This is a genomic window from Alloprevotella tannerae ATCC 51259, from assembly GCF_000159995.1.
In the GTDB taxonomy this organism is placed as follows: domain Bacteria; phylum Bacteroidota; class Bacteroidia; order Bacteroidales; family Bacteroidaceae; genus Alloprevotella; species Alloprevotella tannerae.
The window spans coordinates 744,105-763,736 of record NZ_GG700642.1; the positions used below are offsets into that span (position 1 = coordinate 744,105).

At 50.4% G+C, this 19,632-nt stretch carries 16 protein-coding genes; 5 read left to right on the plus strand and 11 right to left on the minus strand.

The features are described 5' to 3' along the window. Positions 1-612 precede the first annotated feature (612 nt). The 9 genes from GCWU000325_RS03080 to GCWU000325_RS03120 all read right to left on the minus strand — a co-directional run bounded on the left by GCWU000325_RS03080 (position 613) and on the right by GCWU000325_RS03120 (position 11,292). The gene (locus tag GCWU000325_RS03080) at positions 613-1,371 is read right to left on the minus strand and encodes a succinate dehydrogenase/fumarate reductase iron-sulfur subunit (RefSeq protein WP_006254605.1); all 759 of its coding nucleotides are present in this window, start codon (positions 1,369-1,371) and stop codon (positions 613-615) included. Between the two features lie 36 nt (positions 1,372-1,407). Then, positions 1,408-3,348 (minus strand): fumarate reductase/succinate dehydrogenase flavoprotein subunit, encoded by a 1,941-nt coding sequence (locus tag GCWU000325_RS03085; RefSeq protein WP_006254606.1) that lies wholly within the window; start codon positions 3,346-3,348, stop codon positions 1,408-1,410. A gap of 42 nt (positions 3,349-3,390) precedes the next feature. Further along, positions 3,391-4,074 (minus strand): succinate dehydrogenase cytochrome b subunit, encoded by a 684-nt coding sequence (locus GCWU000325_RS03090; RefSeq protein ID WP_006254607.1) that lies wholly within the window; start codon positions 4,072-4,074, stop codon positions 3,391-3,393. A 1,016-nt stretch (positions 4,075-5,090) separates the two neighbouring features. Next, positions 5,091-6,476: a C1 family peptidase gene (locus GCWU000325_RS03095; protein WP_006254611.1), complete on the minus strand. Its 1,386-nt coding sequence runs from the start codon at positions 6,474-6,476 to the stop codon at positions 5,091-5,093. Then, positions 6,473-7,435, minus strand: a complete 963-nt coding sequence (locus tag GCWU000325_RS03100) for a phosphatase PAP2 family protein (protein ID WP_040598830.1) — start codon at positions 7,433-7,435, stop codon at positions 6,473-6,475. Before GCWU000325_RS03100 ends, GCWU000325_RS03095 begins: the two co-directional genes overlap by 4 nt. A 328-nt stretch (positions 7,436-7,763) precedes the next feature. Continuing rightward, a complete protein-coding gene (locus GCWU000325_RS03105) occupies positions 7,764-8,843 on the minus strand; it encodes an endonuclease/exonuclease/phosphatase family protein (protein WP_006254613.1) in 1,080 nt (359 codons plus the stop codon). Positions 8,844-8,851: 8 nt separating this feature from the next. Continuing rightward, positions 8,852-9,790 (minus strand): rhomboid family intramembrane serine protease, encoded by a 939-nt coding sequence (locus GCWU000325_RS03110; protein ID WP_006254614.1) that lies wholly within the window; start codon positions 9,788-9,790, stop codon positions 8,852-8,854. A gap of 127 nt (positions 9,791-9,917) precedes the next feature. After that, entirely contained in the window at positions 9,918-10,775 is an 858-nt protein-coding gene (gene murI, locus GCWU000325_RS03115; RefSeq protein ID WP_006254615.1) for a glutamate racemase, read from the minus strand. Positions 10,776-10,779: 4 nt separating this feature from the next. Next, positions 10,780-11,292, minus strand: coding sequence for an OmpH/Skp family outer membrane protein (locus GCWU000325_RS03120; protein WP_006254616.1), 513 nt, complete (start codon positions 11,290-11,292; stop codon positions 10,780-10,782). A gap of 900 nt (positions 11,293-12,192) precedes the next feature. Here GCWU000325_RS03120 and sufC point away from each other — a divergent pair. Genes sufC through GCWU000325_RS03145 form a run of 5 tightly spaced genes read left to right on the plus strand, consistent with a single transcriptional unit; the run spans position 12,193 to position 16,476 of the window. Further along, entirely contained in the window at positions 12,193-12,948 is a 756-nt protein-coding gene (sufC, locus tag GCWU000325_RS03125; RefSeq protein ID WP_006254618.1) for a Fe-S cluster assembly ATPase SufC, read from the plus strand. A gap of 2 nt (positions 12,949-12,950) precedes the next feature. Then, the gene (sufD, locus tag GCWU000325_RS03130; protein WP_006254619.1) at positions 12,951-14,306 is read left to right on the plus strand and encodes a Fe-S cluster assembly protein SufD; all 1,356 of its coding nucleotides are present in this window, start codon (positions 12,951-12,953) and stop codon (positions 14,304-14,306) included. A gap of 13 nt (positions 14,307-14,319) precedes the next feature. After that, the gene (locus GCWU000325_RS03135) at positions 14,320-15,537 is read left to right on the plus strand and encodes an aminotransferase class V-fold PLP-dependent enzyme (RefSeq protein WP_006254620.1); all 1,218 of its coding nucleotides are present in this window, start codon (positions 14,320-14,322) and stop codon (positions 15,535-15,537) included. 6 nt (positions 15,538-15,543) lie between these two features. Further along, positions 15,544-15,861 (plus strand): heavy metal-binding domain-containing protein, encoded by a 318-nt coding sequence (locus GCWU000325_RS03140; protein WP_006254621.1) that lies wholly within the window; start codon positions 15,544-15,546, stop codon positions 15,859-15,861. Between the two features lie 3 nt (positions 15,862-15,864). Further along, positions 15,865-16,476 carry a ribonuclease HII gene (locus GCWU000325_RS03145; protein ID WP_006254622.1) on the plus strand — a complete coding sequence of 204 codons (612 nt, stop codon included), beginning with the start codon at positions 15,865-15,867 and terminating at the stop codon, positions 16,474-16,476. A 180-nt stretch (positions 16,477-16,656) separates the two neighbouring features. On the opposite strand, the gene recO is transcribed toward GCWU000325_RS03145, so the two are convergent. Both recO and GCWU000325_RS03155 read right to left on the minus strand, forming a co-directional pair. Continuing rightward, on the minus strand, positions 16,657-17,379 hold the full coding sequence (recO, locus tag GCWU000325_RS03150) for a DNA repair protein RecO (RefSeq protein WP_006254623.1): 723 nt from the start codon (positions 17,377-17,379) through the stop codon (positions 16,657-16,659). 307 nt (positions 17,380-17,686) lie between these two features. Continuing rightward, positions 17,687-18,649: a M48 family metallopeptidase gene (locus GCWU000325_RS03155; RefSeq protein ID WP_006254625.1), complete on the minus strand. Its 963-nt coding sequence runs from the start codon at positions 18,647-18,649 to the stop codon at positions 17,687-17,689. Positions 18,650-19,632: the final 983 nt, after the last annotated feature.

The following is a 19,632-nucleotide window of genomic DNA, read 5'->3' on the forward strand; positions in this document are numbered from 1 at the left end:
TTCTCCTCCTTGCGTCTATCCACGATAATGTAAACTCGCTATATTCGTGTTTTATTTCTTTTACACAGTCTTTTTGTTCATCCTTGCTCCCTTTGTTGCTACCGGGCGAGGTTGGGGCGGTTTTATTTTCTTTATCCTCTTCTCGGCAGCGGTGCCATTTGTCGGTCCTCTCATATGGGTCTGGATTTGGTCAACCGGCGATACTACTAAAAATATACGCATAACGATCGCTATGCATATCCTTGCCGCCTACATCATACTGATGTGGCTCTCGTCAAGGCATTAAATAGTCGGCGTATTTAGCAGTGTATCCACTAATTCACCTTATTTGCCTTGGATACGCTATCGCTTGTGTGCGCACTACCCTTTTCAAGTTTAATTTAGTGTGCCTACTAAGTTAGCATCGTTAGAGATTAGTTGGGCGTCAATCCTTGGGAATCGTGCGCAAGATAGGCATTGAAGAATACTTGAACGATATATAACTTAAGGCGGACCACAGTGCGGCGTTAAGGCGTTGAAGCCCTAAAAGCCGCAACGCACTTCATCTAAAAATCCCCTCACTGGCAGGAGCACTGCGGGCGAGGGGATTCTATGATGTATTAACTATATTAGTTAGTCAGCTAACTTTGCTTTGATAAACTCGCGGTTCAGGCGTGCAATGTTCGCAATAGATTCGTTCTTGGGGCATACAGCCTCGCAAGCACGCGTATTGGTACAGTTGCCAAAGCCTAATTCGTCCATCTTCTTCACCATTAGTTTTGCGCGGCGAGCAGCTTCGGGGCGGCCTTGAGGCAGCAACGCGAACTGGCTTACGCGTGAACTAACAAAGAGCATTGCAGAGCCATTCTTGCAAGCTGCTACGCAAGCGCCACAGCCGATGCAAGAAGCGCAGTCCATTGCTTCGTCAGCATCTTGCTTCGGAATCAGAATGCTGTTGGCATCCTGAGGAGCACCCGTGCGCACAGAGACGTAACCACCGGCAGATTGTATCTTATCAAATGCTGTACGATCAACCATACAGTCTTTGATAACAGGGAAAGCAGCAGAGCGCCACGGCTCTACGGTGATCGTTTCGCCATCGCGGAAACGACGCATATAGAGTTGGCAGGTCGTAGCGCCTGTCTCCGTCTTGCCGTGCGGCGTACCGTTGATGTAGAGAGAGCACATACCGCAGATACCTTCGCGGCAATCGTGATCAAATACAAACGGCTCCTTGCCTTCTTCGACAAGCTGCTCATTTAATATGTCAAGCATTTCGAGGAATGACGTATCGTCAGGGATGTCCTTCATTTCGCGCTCGTCAAAATGGCCTGCATCTTTCGGCCCGTTTTGCTTCCAATAGCGCAGCTTAAAACTTATATTCTTAGCCATAAATCGTTGTTCTTTAATATTGGTTGATAAACGAGCTTAACTCTTATAGTTGCGGGTCTTCACTTCGATAGCCTCATATTTCAGCGGCTCTTCGAACTTGACAGGATTCTTGCCCTCGCCTTGATATTCCCAGCAGCTTACATAGAAGCAGTTTTGGTCGTCGCGTTTTGCCTCGCCGTCTTCAGTCTGATGCTCTATGCGGAAGTGACCGCCGCAGCTTTCTTCGCGGTGGATAGCGTCGATGGCTACCAATTTACCCATCGTGATGAAGTCGTTCAAGCGCAAAGCTTTCTCCAATTCGATGTTGACACCTTCAACGTGAGGTACGAAGAGGTTCGTCTCAAACTCTTTACGGATCTCGTCCATCAGTACGAGTGCCTTTTCGAGGCCTTCCTTAGAGCGCGCCATACCTACGTACTCCCACATCACGTGGCCCAATTCTTTGTGAATGCTATCCACAGAGCGCTTACCGTTGATGTTGAGGATGTGGTCAATGCGATCCTGTACTTCCTTCTCAGCAGCGATGAATTCAGGAGCATCAGCAGAGAAGCGAGCAACGGTGATTTGGTCGCTCAAATAGTTTTGAATCGTATAAGGCAATACGAAGTAGCCGTCAGCCAAACCTTGCATCAATGCAGACGCACCTAAGCGGTTAGCACCGTGGTCAGAGAAGTTACACTCGCCGATTGCGAAGAGGCCCGGAATGTTCGTAGAGAGTTCATAGTCAACCCAAAGTCCGCCCATCGTATAGTGAATAGCCGGATAAATCATCATCGGGTTATCGTAAGGGCTCACGTCAGTAATTTCTTCGTACATATCGAAGAGGTTACCGTAGCGTGCTTCTACGACGTCACGGCCCAAACGGTTGATAGCTTCAGAGAAGTCGAGGAATACGGCAAGACCCGTGTTGTTTACGCCGAAGCCGGCATCGCAGCGCTCTTTAGCAGCGCGGCTGGCTACGTCGCGGGGAACGAGGTTACCGAAAGCCGGATAGCGGCGCTCGAGGTAGTAGTCGCGATCCTCTTCCGGAATGTCGCGTCCTTCAAGTTCGCCGGCTTGCAGCTTCTTCGCATCTTCAATTTTCTTGGGAACCCAAATGCGGCCGTCGTTACGCAGCGACTCCGACATCAAAGTCAGCTTACTTTGCTTATCGCCGTGAACCGGAATACACGTGGGGTGAATCTGTACGAAAGCAGGGTTAGCGAAGTAAGCGCCCTTGCGATAAGCCGCAATAGCTGCAGAGCAGTTGCAACCCATAGCATTGGTTGAGAGGAAGTAAGCATTGCCATAACCACCTGTGCCCAATACGACGCAGTGTGCAGCAAAGCGCTCCAATTTTCCCGTTACGAGGTTGCGAGCTATGATACCGCGTGCACGTCCATCAACGATGACAACGTCGAGCATTTCATAGCGCGTATAAAGTTTTACGGTTCCTGCGTTTACCTGGCACATAAGTGCGGAGTAAGCACCGAGCAGCAATTGCTGGCCCGTTTGTCCTTTTGCGTAGAACGTACGACTTACCTGCACACCACCGAAAGAGCGGTTAGCCAACAAGCCGCCGTACTCACGAGCAAAGGGAACGCCTTGCGCAACGCACTGATCGATGATGCTTGCGCTGACTTCTGCGAGGCGATATACGTTTGCTTCGCGAGCACGATAGTCGCCACCCTTCACCGTATCATAGAAAAGACGATATACAGAGTCGCCGTCGTTTTGGTAGTTCTTAGCTGCGTTGATACCGCCCTGAGCTGCGATAGAGTGCGCGCGGCGCGGTGAGTCCTGGATGCAGAAGTTGAGCACCTTAAAGCCCATTTCGCCCAGCGAAGCTGCCGCACTTGCGCCGGCAAGTCCTGTTCCGACGACGATAATGTCCAGCTTTCGCTTATTGGCCGGGTTTACTAATTTTTGGTGCGCTTTATAGTTGGTCCATTTCTGAGAGACAATTCCCTCAGGGATTTTAGAATCTATAGTTGCCATAATTATTTCCTTGTGTGTTTGATAAAGCTAAAAAACTCTCACTTAGCACGCGCCGCCACAGAAAGCGAAGTGGATAGCCACGGCTACGAAGCAGAGCATTACGATCGTTACATAAACATTGCCGATCACTCTCCAACGGTTGAACCAAATCTTTCCGTCGAGGCCGAGCGTCTGCATTGCGCTCCAGAAGCCGTGCGTGAGGTGAAACCAGATAGCGGCAAACCAAAGGATGTAAAGAACCGTGAAGACCGGATTCTTAAACGTGTAGCTCATCAAGCCGGCTCCGTCAGTTGCAGAGTAGTTTCCTACGAAAGCCATTCCGCCGTTTGCAAACTCAGCAAACATCATGTTGTACCAGAAGTTGAACAAGTGGAGGAGAAGGCCCAATACGATGATAACGCCCAACACAAACATATTGCGCGAGTTCCAGTCAACCTTGTCCGGAGTTGCCGTGACAGCGTAGCGGTTGTTGCCACGTGCCTTGCGGTTCTGAAGCGTCAAGATGACCGCGTAGATAAAGTGTATGGCAATTAAGCCAACGAGCGCAACCGTTCCGGCTACGGCATACCAGTTCGAGCCGAGAAACTCGCAGATCTCATTGTAGGCATCTGCTGAAAAGAGTGCCACAACGTTCATGCAAGCGTGGAACGTCAGGAACAAGATAAGCGCAATGCCGGATACTGACATCACAACCTTCCGTCCGATGGATGAATTGTATAACCACATAAATTTTTGATTAAATTGTTATTTTGTTTGTTTTTATTTGGGCGAAGTGGTTCGCAAACGTCATATCCCCATAAATGGGGAACTTCGAATGCTCTGCAAAGATAAGCTAAACCCCAAATATGTGCCAAACAAAAAGGCTTTTATTCTATCCCTTTTTGTGGGTTTCAATACTCAATTATGGGGATAGTTCGCTTTCAGTCTGCTTTTTGGTCGTTTAGAAGGCGAATTTTCAGGCTGAAAGGGGCTTTAATGGTGTCAATTTGCCGCCATGCCGGGAAAGGCGAAATGCAGGTTTTTGTTCTATAGATGGGGCGGCTTGTTGGCGTTTCCCGGATTTGACCGATCATCGGCAATACTCAAAAAAGGGGAAGCGGCGGTGGCTGATGAAGTTTTTTAGGAAAGGGATGAGGGGCGCGCTCGGTTGGAGTATGGTGGTCGGTGCTGTATCGGCACACGCGGCGCGTCCGTTTGGCGATGCGGAGGTTTGGGTTTTTGCTCCTTTTGTGTTTGATAATAAGGCATTTGGCTTGGCCAAAAAGTGCGCCTGACGTGTTCGCGGAGTTTGCGCTCACGAGAATAAAGGTTTGCGCTCGTGAGATGAAGTACTTTTTATCGTGAGGTGAAGCCTTTTTTATCACGAGCGCAAGCGCGATGCTTGGGGCTTGGCCTTTGCTTCTTCGGGTTTGGGCTTAGCAGATTGGGGCGTCCTCGGCGCTATTTTTGAAGGGTGGAGGCGAAAATGGGGGCGCCTACTGCGGAAGCGAAACGACGCTGCGCGGGGAGCAATGAGCCGTTGGCGTAGGGATAAAAGAAGGCCTCCCTCGTTTGGAGGGAGGCCGATAGCGCATAGAATTCAATACAACAATCTATAATTAGAGCTTTATGCTCACTTTTTTAAAACTACTATACGCTAATGGTGTTGGCTCATCGTGCAGACCTAATCGGCTGATTGAGGTGGCTGCTACGGATGAAAGGCCACCAATATGTTTGTAGTCGATACCCCGTGGGGTGTCAGCTTATTCTTCGGTCTTGAAGAGCGGATCCCAAGCCGGAAGTTGCGTGGGTTTCTGATCCAAGAGTTTGAGCGTAGCTGCGGGGACATACTTCTTGTCGACCACGAGGCGGAAGAGGTAATTGTCAAACCATTCGTCGGTCATAATTAAGTGGCCGCGAAAGCCGCTATCTTCGCCCCAGCTGTTTTCAACCATCCACTTCTTCGGTTTTCCGTTGGCGTCTAAGTCGACTGCCATTAACGTCATGGCGTGGCTGGAGGCACTTGCGTGTGTGCGGATGCGATCTGCTTTGTCCATTGTAAACTTCGTGCCGAGCAATGATTCGTAGTCGTAGTTGTTCATAGAGAGCACGGGACTCTTACGATTGTAGAGCTTGCCTACGTCGCAACTCATATACATCATGGCTGAGTCTTTGATGCTTGCGATAGCCATAGCCTTGATTTCATTCATAGGCAGGTTGATATAGGTCCAGTTTTTGCCATCGTAAGAGTGGCGGTCCATATCAATTGTATAGGTCTTGTAGTAAGGATGCGTGGGGTCGTTCATCACCATCACGTAGCTGTTTTTCAGATCCTTGCCTACGAAAGCCTGATAAAACTCCTGCGGCGTGTACGTCTTGGTCTCAACGGCTTTACCGTCGGCCGTGCGGCGCGTCCAAGTAAACTTCTCAGGCGGTGTGCCAAGGCAGATGGTCAGTATGCGGTATACGGTGCTGAGCATTGCCGTCTTGCGCTTTTCGATATCAGCCGCTTTGGCGCCTTTGGCAACCATTTTGCGCAGTTCGAGGCCGTCTTCGCGGAGGCGCAATTGGATGAGTTCGGACATTTTCGAGGTGTTGTTGGCGTTGAAGCTTTCGGGGAAAACGTCGGCCGGGACTACACCGTATTTTGTAACGACATCCTGCACGCCGGAGAAGGTACCACCGTCGGAAAGCGGATGATCGAAGAGCCACGTATTGAGTTGGTTGTCGATAGGCTGCTTAGCGTTGTCTATGACGGCTTGGAGGAAGAGGTTAGACTTCTCCAATTGATCGAAGAAAAAGTTGTAAGCCTGTGAAAATTGGAAGCTGCCCATTTGGAAGCGGTTGATGGCGTCGGCACGCATAACGTTAAGCCCCGTAAAGAGCCAGCAACGGCCGCTCGAGCGTTGATTTGTAATGCCTTTTGACTTGACTTCGTGAGAGAAGTATGTGTCGTTGGCGTCCGGATTATCGGCTACTAAGGCCAAATCGTTGATGTTGTTTTGTGCTAATGCGTTGCGCAAAACTTTTGTATTGGCTGTCGGTGCGTTGTCGGCCTTAAACTGGCGCAGCATGGCAGAGGTAATGCCTCCTTGAGCAAAGAGTAGCGTAGGAATGGCAGATAAAGCCATTAGAAGTACACGTTTCATAAGCTTTGGATTTTGTGGGTGTTTATTAGTGTGTATATTTTATTCGTAATTACGTAGAAGAGGACGCCGGAGATCAAACCGCCGAAGACGTCTACCAAGTAGTGGGCTTCTATATAAACAGTAGAGCAACACAATAATAGATATACGGGGAGGAAAGCCCAAGCCGTCTTGCGATGTGTTTTGAAGAGAATGATCATCAATAGCGTGCTGATGCCCACGTGGGAGGAGGGAAAGGCCGCCGTGGGGCGTTCTCCGCTGCTTTGTGTGAGTTCTACCAGATCTTGGAAAAGACCTTCCGGACAGCCAACGGCGTGTAGTTCCGTATGGTATCGGAAATAGTCGTGGAGTTGCGGGAAAATACCGGCGTGGATCTTGTCGAGACCGACGGCATGAAAGTAATACTGCGGTCCGGCTACGGGTAAGAAAAGAAAAACCACGTAGTAGAGGAAAAAGGAGGCGATGATGATGAACGCGTAGCGCTCGAACGTGTCACGCTTTACGAAATAGGGAAGTAAAGTCGTGGTTACGATCATCGGGAAATAGGAGAAATAGCCGAAATGAAACAGTTCGCTCCAGCCCTTTCCGGGTAAAAGTTGGCGGAAAACCAAACTCGGTTGGCTGCCAAACCAGTCGTAATCGGCCGCGGCAAAGATGTAGTCGAGATTATCAAAGAGGCGGTTGAATTCGTAGGTGTCCGAATACCAATAACCCAAGATCGTAAGCGGGAAAATATTGCGCAAGATGCGCGTGGCTTCGCACGGCGCGGCGTAATTCAAACCCCAGATGCCGCCCAAAGCGATGACGATCATTGCGCGGCCCATCAAGAGGCGCCAAGGTGCTTCCATTTGCGGCCAGAAATAGAAGATCAGCAGCGCCGTGAAAAGCGTATAGCCCAGCGTGACAACTTCGATGGGAAGCAGTCTTGCGCGTTTTTCTTGTATTTCAAAAAAAGCATTCATCCTATTTTGAGCATAGGGCATTTTGTGGCCGTTGGGTGCTCGCAATCTCCTATTTTGAGCTTGCGGTATTAACCTTTCGTGAGTATTGTTGAGAGAAATTGGTGGCAAAGATAGTGTTTGGGGGATTAAAAGCAAAGGAAAGACGCGCTTTTGTTTGTCCCCTCGACCCATAAAACTGACATTTTGCAGGCTTCTTTTGCTTTATCGGCGCAGGAAATGCAACGCTGTTGCGGCTTTGTCGGTCTGCGCCGGGGCGATAGTTGACAATTGGCGGCGCAGGACTTGTCGGGCGCAACTTTGTTAAAGTCTATGTTGTCTGTGGTCTGACTTATTTTTTCGTAGGTTCAAAATAGGCGACAATAGGATAATGGTCTGAGCATTTAATTCGGCTGTCGACGTAAGCAGCATAGGGTGTAAATTCTTCAGAGCAGAACATTTGGTCGATGCGCACAAAGATGGCGTCGCGATTAAACGAGCGGCCGAAGCCTCTGCCCGTACTTACGTAAGCGTCGGTCAGATCTTTGCCCACGCGGCGATAGGCGTAGGAAATCGAAGTATCGTTGAAATCGCCGCAAACTATCATTGGCGTGCCGCGATGTCGGTCAATGAAGGCCGCTACCTTGTCGGCCATAGCGGCGCGTGCGGCGGCGGCGTGCGTAATCTTGGAGAGAATCGTCTTAGAGCCCTGCCGAGAAATTTTAGATTCGGGAGCGTGCACCATCTCTTTGAACTCTTCGCGATCTTGTCTTGAGAGTCCGATGGATTTGAGGTGATTATTGATGACCAAAATCGTATCGCCGGGCGCTCTGACCGTCCAGAAAGCCACCGAGCCGTTGCCTTCGTCTTGGCAGATCAATTCGTGGCGCACGATGGGGTAATGTGAGAACATCGCAATAAAGACGCCGTTAAACAGAATCCCGTCGTGGTATTTCGCGTGTTTCATTACGGGGAACACATGCTGTTCATAGTAGCCGTCAAACGAGGGAACCTCCTGCAAGCACGCAATATCCGCTTTTTGGAGCTCAAGATACAATGCCACGTTGTTATCTCCCGTCGTCGGATCTTCGCACGGGCCGCCCAAGAACAAGGTATTGTAAGATATTACCTTGATAGCCGTTTTCGGCGGTGTGGACTTAAAATTAAAAGGACAATAGCGACGCACCGCACCAAAGCAAACGGCGAGACCAACTAAGGGAATCCAAATCTTTTGTCGCGCAAAGAAGAGCAAGACAACGGTGATCAAGCCGACGAGGCCAAGAAAGACGGGAAAGGCAAGCCCCATAACGGCCGCAAAACCAAAGATGCGCGGATCAATGTAGGCAGACGCCGCACTCGCCCACAAGAGTAAGACGCAGATCCACGCGGCTACTTCAGCCCAGCCGGCCTTTGCTCGCTGTTTGTTTCCCATTGCCGCGTTTATTGTTGGCTGTTGCGGAAGAGTTCATCGCGCTCCTCGTCCGTCAAACTCGCGTAGCCCGATTTTTTCACCTTATCTAAGATTCTATCGATGCGTTCCTCGTCTGCTTTCTTTTGCATATTATAATTGTGGTCCGCATTTGTCGACGTTTTTGTCTTGTGTGCATTCGGCTGCTGACTGTTTTTTTTACGCTGTTCGCGCCATTTTTGCCAGCGTGAGGGCTTTTTCGGCGTATAAGTTTCCCATCCCGAGAAGTTGCTGCGTCGCCCTCCGGCCTTGTTGCGCCAAATAATGAGTAGCAACCATCCAAAAAGCATACCTCCGAGGTGCGCAAAATGCGCGATATTCCCATTCGTGGCAAAGGCTGCTATAAGTTCGATCGCTGCATAGCCCACCACCATATATTTAGCCTTGAGCGGAATGGGCGGAATCAAGAGCATAATTCGCTCGTTCGGATAGAGCACGCCAAACGCGAGAAGCACGCCGTAGCAAGCGCCGGAAGCACCGATCGTAGTCCACGTATTGAGGTAGGCACTCATAGGTATGACCGCCATGCCCGTATCTACGATTGTGTAGTTTTGGAGTCCTTCGATGTAATATTGGCCCAGTTGCCACGCTTCCTGACAAAGGCCGGCGCCGATGCCGCAGACAAAGTAGTAGATCAAGAAGCGCTTGAAGCCCAGCGTGCGTTCGATCACCATGCCAAACATCCAGAGCGCGAACATATTGAAGAACAAGTGCGACAGTCCGTCGTGGAGAAACATATACGTGACGAGCTGCCACGGCCTAAAGTCGTCCGCCAAGATGAAATGGAGGCCGAACATCTGCGACAAGTCTGCGATGCCTCGCTGTTGCAATACGTATTGCGCGAGCAAGACAATGCTGTTGATGATCAACAGATTTTTCGTGATGGGCGGAGTTTGTTGAAGTGGATTCATTAGAAATGATGCCCTAAGGCTTGATGAGGTCTATATATATATTGTGTAGGGCGGTGCAGGACGGATTATTGAGCTTTGCCCTTTCGCTGCGCCTCGATTGACTCTTGCCGGCAGAAGTTTTGGCGGCTTACGCGCTCGCTTCCGGCAAACTTATCTTAGAGACGTCGACGATTTTTTCGTTCATAAACAAATGCGCCGCTTCGTCAAACTTATCTACGCTCTCCGTCGTTAAATATTTGCTGCGGCCTTGGCGGCTCAGGCGTACTTCCATCTCCGGATGGCGTTGAAGATAGTCTTGCAATTTCTCTGCCACATACGCTCCTTGCTCCACAATTTTTACGTTTGGCGGCGTAAATTGGCTGATTTTTTCTAACAGGAGCGGGTAATGCGTGCAGCCGAGTATGAGTGTGTCGATCTGCGGGTCGCTTTCGAAGAGTGCGTCCAAGCGTTTCCGCACGAAGTAGTCGGCTCCGGGCGAGTCGAACTCATAATTTTCGACCAAGGGTACCCACATCGGGCAGGCCATTCCCGTCAGCTTCGCCGAAGGGTCAATCTTGGCAAACTCCATCGTATAACTGCCCGAGCTGATCGTCCCGACCGTGCCCAAGAGTCCAATGTGGTGCGATTGCGTCAAGCCCGCCACGGTTTCGACCGTGGGGCGGATCACGCCCAGTACGCGGCGGTCCGGGTAGCGTGCAGGCAAATCATTCTGCTGCAAGGTGCGGAGCGCTTTGGCCGAAGCCGTGTTGCAGGCCAATATGACCAATGGGCAGCCGCGCTTAAAGAGCGCTTCGACCGCCTCAAGCGTGTATTGGTAGATCACCTCAAACGAGTGAGAACCATAAGGAGCGCGCGCGTTATCGCCCAAATACAGATAATCATATTGGGGCAGCAGACGCTTAAACTGTCGCAAGATGGTCATCCCCCCGTAGCCGGAGTCGAAGACGCCTATCGGAGCCGTGGCCGGAATGGGTTGGGCGCTCATACGCTCAATGTTTTAGTCGTTCACGCACGTAAGGCGTAGCATCTTCAGCGTAGCGCGGATTAAAGAAGGGGAAGTTGCGCTCATCCAGGTTAATGATGAGTTCGTAGCCGCGCTCATTGCCGACGGCTTGCAATACACTGTTGAGTCGCCGATAAGCCGGTGCGCGCAAGTCGGTCTGCGCTTTCGCCAAGAGGCTGTCGGCCGCTTGTCGGAAAGCCAAACTCTTTTCCATCTCCTCTTGAAGATCGCGTTGGCGCTTCAAGAGAATGTTTTGCGTAAACTCCTTTTGCCCTTGCAAGTATTCGGCAAAAAGTCGCTTAAACGACATTTCGTTGTACTCGGTCTCGGCAGCATATTTTTTGCGTAGGGCTTTGTATTGCGCCTCCGCTTCTGCATATTCCGGCAGTTCGCGTAGCAATGCGTTGTAATGGATATAGCCGTAGCGGATGCCGCTTTGTGCCCGCGACGTCCCCACATACAGCAGCGTGAGTAGCACGATGAGAATAGTTCGCTTCATCTTTCTTAAAATACGTATTTGCCGCGAAGATACAAAATCTTCATACAATGCGCGGCCGGTCTGTACGTATTTTTCCCTTTCGCACTTTTGGCCCCACAGTGCTTTATGTCGGGTCTACTTAGTCAGAAGTGGACTGTCGGCCTTTGCGGCGCCAGCAAATTGACGTCGAACCGGCGGCGGTGTCGGTCTGAAAGCGTGAGCGTAATCATCGGAAATGTTTGATTTTTGTTTTGCGCAATGGCCTTGCCGTGCTTACTTTTTTAGGCCGAACAAGGCTTCTGCGTTTCGTTTGCCGGGAGCAAACCATTGTTTGGCGGCAGCAAACCATCGTTTGGTCGGAGCAAACTATCGTTTGGTGGGAGCAAACCAAAAAAGTTTCCAAACGAGGCCTACAAAAACAGCCGATTGGGCGCACTTAAAATGGAGAAAATGAAGGGCGGAACGCAGCGGAAGGATGCGATGTGGCTACCCTCTTCGTGCCGTGCCGACCCTTGGCGGCGGGTGGACGATCTGCCGCGTTTGGGGTTGGGATAGTCGCAAAAAAATCCCCTATGTGGACGGCCTCGAATTGCGATTAGGTGGCCAAATGTCGGGGTGATGTTGTCACTAAATGGGTGGGGCGGAAAGTTAGTCGGCGCTACGTGGTAAAAAATCTTTGTTGTTCTGATGGAATTATCTAATTTTGCATAAGATAGGCGGTACCTCGGCCATTGAAATTGCTTTCATGGCACTCAGTTTGCACTATCTTTGCATAAGATAGGCGGCACCTCGGTTGTGGCAACAGCCAACTTGCCCGCTGAAAAATATGACTCAAACAGTCGGAATCAATAAGAGACAACGAAAAAGCACACACAACGAGGCAGATAGCGCCTCGTATTTAGAATAAAAACAACATCAACTATGCTCGAAATAAAAGATCTCCACGCAGCAGTGGAGGGCAAAGAAATATTAAAAGGCGTGAATCTCACCATTAACGATGGCGAGGTACACGTATTGATGGGCCCGAACGGCTCCGGTAAGAGTACGCTCAGCAATGTCTTGGTGGGCCACCCGAAATATGAGGTGACGGCCGGCAGTGTGACCTTCAATGGCAAAAATCTCTTGGAACTTTCGCCCGAAGATCGCGCCCACGAAGGCGTGTTTATGAGTTTTCAGGCGCCCACGGAGATTCCCGGCGTATCTATGACCAACTTTCTGCGTGCCGCGGTCAACGCTAAGCGCGCTTATCAAGGCCTCGAGCCGATGCCGGCCGCAGATTTTCTGAAATTGCTGCGCGAAAAGCGGCAGTTTGTCGGATTGGATGCCCATTTTATGAGTCGCGGCGTCAACGAAGGCTTTAGCGGCGGAGAGCGCAAGCGCAACGAGATTTTCCAAATGGCCGTCTTGGCGCCTACTTTCTCCATTCTCGACGAGACCGACTCAGGCTTGGACGTCGACGCGCTACGCATCGTGGCTGAAGGCTTTAACAAACTACGCTCGCCGAAAACCAGCGCGCTTGTGATCACGCACTACCAACGTATGCTTGACTACTTGCGCCCCGATTTTGTGCACGTGCTTGTCGGCGGACGCATCGTGCGCGACGGTACGGCCGAGTTGGGTTATGAGATTGAAGACCGCGGCTTCGAATGGATACTTGAAAGTCTGAAGGAGGCTTGATTATGGCGAGCGAAAAACAATACTTGTCGCTCTATGAGCAGCAGAAGACGCTGATCTGCGCCGGCTCGTGCGCCCCGATGAATAACCGGCGCGAAGAAGCGGCGGCCTTGCTGACGGAAAAAGGTCTGCCGACGGCGAAGACGGAGCGCTATAAATATACAGATGTGGAGGCGGCTTTCGCGCCCGACTTCGGCTTGAATCTTAAACGGATTCCTTTGGAAATAGATCCGTATGAGACTTACCGCTGTACGATTGAGCATCTTGGTGCGTGGAATTATTATGTGGTAAATGATACCGTGGCGCCCGCTTCTCACGACTCGGCGGCTTTGCCGCAAGGCATCATCGTCGATTCTTTGGTGAACGTGGCGGCCAAACGCCCCGAATTGCTCGAAAAATTCTATCATCAGGCGGCCGGAAAGAGCTATGATGGCGTGACGGCACTGAATACGCTCCTCGCACAAGACGGCTTGTTGATTTATATTCCGTCGGGCGTAGAGGCAGAGCGGGCGGTGCAGATCGTTAACGTGTCGGCTTCGACGATAGACTTTATGTCGAATCGCCGCGTCTTGATCGTACTCGAAGAAAATGCAAAGGCTACGGTGCTCTTCTGCGATCATGCACTCGAAGGACGCCATTACCTGACGACGGAAGTGGTCGAAGTCTTTGCCGAGCAAGGCGCAGAACTTGATATGTACGCCGTGGAGGAAACAGACTTTGTCAACACGCGCTTCTGCAACGTCTATATCGAACAGGCTTCGAAGAGTAAGGTGACTTATTGCAATATGACGCTCCACAATGGCGTCTCGCGCAATACGGTTAACGTCCGCCTCAATGGCGAACAGGCCGAAGTGAACACCTACGGGGCTGTCGTGGCTGACGGTAAGGAGCGCGTCGATAATAATCTGCTGATTGACCACGTCGGCGAGGGTTGTACGAGCGATATGCTTTACAAATATGTGCTCGATGACAATGCCGTCGGCGCCTTTGCGGGAAAAGTGCTCGTAGAACCGGGAGCGCAGCATACGCAATCGCAACAGACGAACGATAATCTTTGCGTCAGTCAGCACGCACGGGCCTTTGCGCAACCGATGCTCGAAATCTACGCTGACGATGTTAAATGTAATCACGGATCAACCGTGGGAAAACTTGACGCAAACGCCTTGTTTTATATGCAACAACGGGGCGTGCCCGAAAAAGAAGCGAGCCTCTTGCTCCAACACGCCTTTATTAACGACGTTTTGCAGCGCATTAAGATGGAAACATTGCGAGATCGCCTCTCGTATTTGATAGAGCAGCGTTTCCGCGGCAACTCTATTCATTGCAAAGGTTGCCGAATGGTTGATTATTGTAGAAAATAGGAGAACAAAAGCGATGTACGATATTCAAGCAATCAGACAAGATTTCCCGATTCTGGCGCGCGAGGTCTACGGACGCCCGTTGGTCTATCTCGATAATGCGGCTACGACGCAGAAACCTAAGGTCGTGATCGATGCTATCGCGGAGGAGTATTGCTCCGTCAATGCCAACGTGCACCGCGGCGTACACTTCTTGTCGCAGGAAGCGACTACGCTCCACGAAAATGCGCGCGAGACGGTGCGCCGCTTTATCAATGCGGGCAGTACGTCGGAAATCATTTTCACACGCGGCACTACGGAGAGCATCAATCTTGTGGCGACGGCTTACGGGCAAACCTTCCTGAAAGCCGGCGACGAGGTAATCATCTCCGAAATGGAGCATCACTCCAATATTGTGCCTTGGCAGTTGCTGCGAGATAGGATCGGAATAAAATTAAAAGTGATCCCGATCACCGACGATGCGGGCGCCTTGGATATAGATGCGTATGAAGCGCTCTTTACGCCGAAGACGCGACTCGTTAGTGCGATGCACGTGAGCAATGTCTTGGGTACGGTGAACCCCATCAAGCGCATGGCGGAAATAGCTCACGCCCATGGCGCCTTGATGTTGGTGGATGGTGCGCAGAGTGCGCCGCATTTTGCCGTGGATGTGCAGGACTTGGATTGCGATTTCTATGTTTTCTCCGGCCATAAAGTGTACGGGCCGACCGGAATCGGCGTCTTGTACGGCCGCGAAGCCTTGCTGGAAAAAATGCCTCCGTACCAAGGCGGCGGAGAAATGATTGCGCGCGTCACGTTTGAGCACACGACTTACGAGCGCTTACCCTACAAGTTTGAAGCCGGTACGCCCGATTACGTAGGTTCGCACGCTTTGGGCGTGGCTTTGGATTATGTGACGCATTTAGGTTTAGCTAATATCGCGCAGCACGAACGTGAGCTCACGGTTTACGCGATGGAGAAAATGCGCACCATACCCGGAATGACTTTATATGGCACTACGGCGGAAAAAGATGCAGTCGTGGCTTTCAATGTCGGAGAAATACATCATTTAGACTTGGGCACGTTGCTCGATCGTTTGGGTATCGCCATCCGAACCGGGCACCATTGTGCGCAACCTTTGATGCAGCGTTATGGCGTCGAGGGAATGTGCCGCGCATCTTTTGGCCTGTATTCAACAAAGGAAGAAATTGACGCCTTAGTCGCCGGACTTGAGCGCGTCGTAACAATGTTTTAAACCATTATGATACTTACAACAACTCCTACAATCGAAGGTTATCCCGTCAAGCAGTATCTTGGCGTTGTCGCATCTGAAACGATTATCGGCGCGAACGTGTTCCGCGATATTATGGCCGGACTTCGCGACTTCTTCGGCGGGCGCTCGTCCTCTTACGAAGAGGTTTTGAAAAAAGCAAAGGACACTGCGCTGCAAGAATTGCAAGAGCGCGCAACCGCAATGGGCGCTAACGCCGTCATAGGTATTGATTTGGACTACGAAACAGTAGGCGCCAACGGCTCTATGTTGATGGTTACGGCCAGCGGTACGGCTGTCGTGATCTAAAATATGCTCTTAGCGCATTACAGCACGCAGCGGCCGGAAGCCGGATGCGACGAAGCCGGGCGCGGATGCTTGGCCGGCAGCGTCTATGCCGCAGCCGTGGTGTTGCCGGAAGGGTATGCGAATGCGCGGCTCAATGATTCGAAGCAACTCTCGCCCACTCGGCGCTATCACTTGCGCGAAGAGATTTTGCGAGATGCCGTTGCGTGGTCAGTAGGTACGGTTTCGGCGTCCGAAATCGATGAAATCAATATCCTAAACGCCTCCATTTTGGCCATGCATCGCGCTTTAGACGGATTAAAAGTGCGGCCCGCCTTTATTTTGGTCGATGGCAATCGCTTTAAGCCTTATGGTTCGACGCCTTTTGCCACGATTGTGAAAGGCGATGCCAAATATCTGTCCATCGCGGCCGCAAGTATTTTGGCCAAAACTTTTCGCGACGACGAGATGCGCCGTTTGCACGAACAGTATCCTTGGTATGGCTGGGATCATAATGCAGGTTATCCTACGCGAGAACACCGCCGCGGGATTGAGCAACACGGTCTGACGCCTTATCATCGCCGTTCGTTCCGCCTTTTAGCCGATCGCGGCCCCCAATTGCCCTTTCCGGAAGACTAATATCCGCTTAGGCTGCAAACGAATTACGCCATCCGCTCCAAAAGAATCAAGGAGCGGATGGCGCTATATTATATATGGAGTATGCCCGCTGCTTTGGCGGCGCACAAATTATGCGTTGCGGCGCGCAGCAGTCTGTTTTAAGCACTTAAAGCAAGACTCCTTACGCATCAAGTGCAGATTCTAATCCTGAAAGACGGCCTCCAAAACATTCAGCGACTTTAATTCGCCAAAAGCAGGCAGATGTAGTTGATAATAACTCACGATGAAGCGCAGCAAGCGCGTGCGCCGAGCGCCGGAAAACTTAAACAAATGCATCGTGGCCGGTTGCATACGCATCAAAGTAGGGAGAAAAGCCGCATCCGTCGGATCAAGATAATGCGAATGCAAGGGTTGATGCGCCACGAACGAACTATTCTCCAAATCGAAATACATTCCGTCGGCGTAGTTCGCAAGATTGGGGTAGAAACCTAAGAAATGCGTCATACGCAAGAGGAAAACGAGGTGGAAATTACTGAAATGCTGCTCACTTAAGTTGAGCCACTCAATCGAATCCCAAGTATAGTCGAAAAGCGGCGCGGCAATAGGCTCGCTACGCAAAGCCGTGCGTAAAAATTCGGCAAGAAACAGCGCCAGCGTAATTTTTTCGGGGCGCTCTAAGCCCAACATCGGGTGCGGACTAACGCTCCGCAGCGTTTGCAGGTTCGATGTAGGCTTATGATTCCATTCAATATCGACGGCCGTCAGCGGCTGAAAAAATGCCGATTTCAAGCCCCCGCGTTTCCCGCGCGAGATGCGGACGAAGAAAGATTGAAATCCCTCTTCGCGTGTCAGAACATCGACGATGCAGCCCGCATCGTTATATTTTAAAGTGTGCAGTACAATGCCGCGCGATTTGATCAGCATATTTCTAATATCGACTAAGTTAAAACAAAAGTTCCGCTCTCGCCTCCGGTACCTTGTTCGCTGCGTCTGAAATCTTGTTACACACAGCCGGAGTTGAACAGACAGGTCTTTGAAAGTCTATTTGCACCTACCAAGGCCTTATCTTGTGCAGCTAAGATCCTTTTCTCGCACTATTTCGACCAGCGAATTTACGATTATTTCCCTACAAATTCGCGCCTTTATCCCACTTCTTATTACATACAACAAAGCAGACCGTCGAGTCTTCGCTTTGTTATTATTATCACCTCATAGTTATGAGGGCTTATTCTTATCTACGGCGCTTTTTGCCTTGCGGGCGACGCTTAGCCTGCGGTTTCTTTTTACCTGCAGGGCGTGCTTTTTGTTGTTGTTGCGGCTTTTCAGTTTGCGTAACGGTGGTTTGGTCTCTTCTCGCCGGCTCCTCTTTCTTTACGATCACAGGCTTCGGCGGAATTACTTGAGTCGGTCTCTCAAAACCATCGTTCTTGGCCATACGACTCATCTTTTTAATACGCTTGTCAAGGTCAGGGTGAGATGAGAACATCTTCTGCCACTTGCTGTCTTGCTTGTAGCCGGCCTCTTCCTCCAACTGCTTGAGGCGTTCAAAGGAAAGAGCAATAGCCCAAGGGTTTTTGCCGTTCTCTTTCAAGAAATCATAGCCATACTCATCAGCTTTGCTCTCTTGCTTCTTTGAATAAGAGGCATTAAGCAAGGCTTGACCGAGTTCGCCGAGTTGCGATTCGCTCAGCGCGCTCGCTCTTCCGCCCGTTGACGCTATACCGTCTTTCAAAGCCGACGTGAGTAGAGCCGTGCGGAAACGCTTTTTAGAGTCTTTGTGTGCAATGTGTCCGATCTCGTGACCGATCACGCCGCGCAATTGGTCGTCTGACATCACGTCCATCAAAGATGAAAATACGCGGATACTGCCATCGGGGCAGGCAAAGGCGTTAACGTCTGTCACGTAGTACACTTTGAAGTTGAGGGGTATGCCTTCTACGCTCGTCAAGCCCTCTGTCAACTTCCGCAAGCGGATTGTGTAAGGATTATCTTCCGGACAAACATGATTATGTTCGTCCATCCACTGGACATATTCCCTTACATAGTTGGCCATCTCGGCATCCGTGAGAGTCAAGGCGCGACCTGCTTTCACTGCGCCTGTAGCCGCTTTTCCAACGTTAAACTGTGCAGCAGCCGGAGTAGCGCTAAACAAGCACAAGGCCGCAAATGCTGCTTTTAAAAATCTAAATCTCATTTCAATATCATTTTATCAATATATCCTAAAGAGGAGCAAGGACTGTTTTTTCACAAGATACTGATCGCGTAAGTCAGGCACCGGATGTCCCCTCTCCCAAAAACTCCGGCAAAAGTACAAAATGACAACCGTATACTGCGTTTATATTAAAAAAAGAGCCTCATATAATGTTAATTTCCCCTTTCTATTCGCGTACAATGCCAGACTTTAGGCGTGGATTGGTCTCAACTGTATGCCGTTGTTTGCAAAATGTGCATTTTCGTGTGCGGATACTACAAGAGGCTTACGCAATTATTGAGCCGCAAATCCCACTGCAGCGTGCTTCTGCTCCAATTATAGCGCTCTGCTTCTTGCTGTGACGCTGCTATTTTTTGTGTGATATTTTCGACATACTTCATTCTTTATTCTTCTGCCCCGCGGCGTAAATATTTCGATTGTAACCAATTCTACCGTTTCTTTTTATCGTCTTACGCGCATTCGTTTCGCTTCCTTTCTCGCTTATTTTTAACGCTTTATGCTTAAGAAATCTATACACTACGCGCCCCAATTTAACCACCAAAATCTGCCTCCGATGTTTTTTATCGTGAGAACAAACCTTTTTTCTCGTGAGATGAAACCTTTGCGCTCACGATAAAAAGTACTTTCGCTCGTGAGCACACACGCCCGCCGCAAAGCTTTCGGCTGATAATGTCCGGATCTGCAGGCTTCAATATTAAATTCTTCTCGTATGCTTTCAATCTATTTTTGGGGAAGTGGCTGATGGTTGGTTATGTTTAGTGAAAGATAAACAACCGCCACAGCCCGGCGAAGCTTCCATACGCTCATTTGCGTAAAGTTTAACGGCAAGGTGAAAGATCAATCTAAAAGAAGATACATGATCAACAGAAAGAAGTTAGTGAAACTCTTCACACTTCTGCCGCGCAAAGAAGCGAAGCCGGAATCGACAAAACACTTCGGAGGCTTACGCCCCCGCGCTTAAGGAT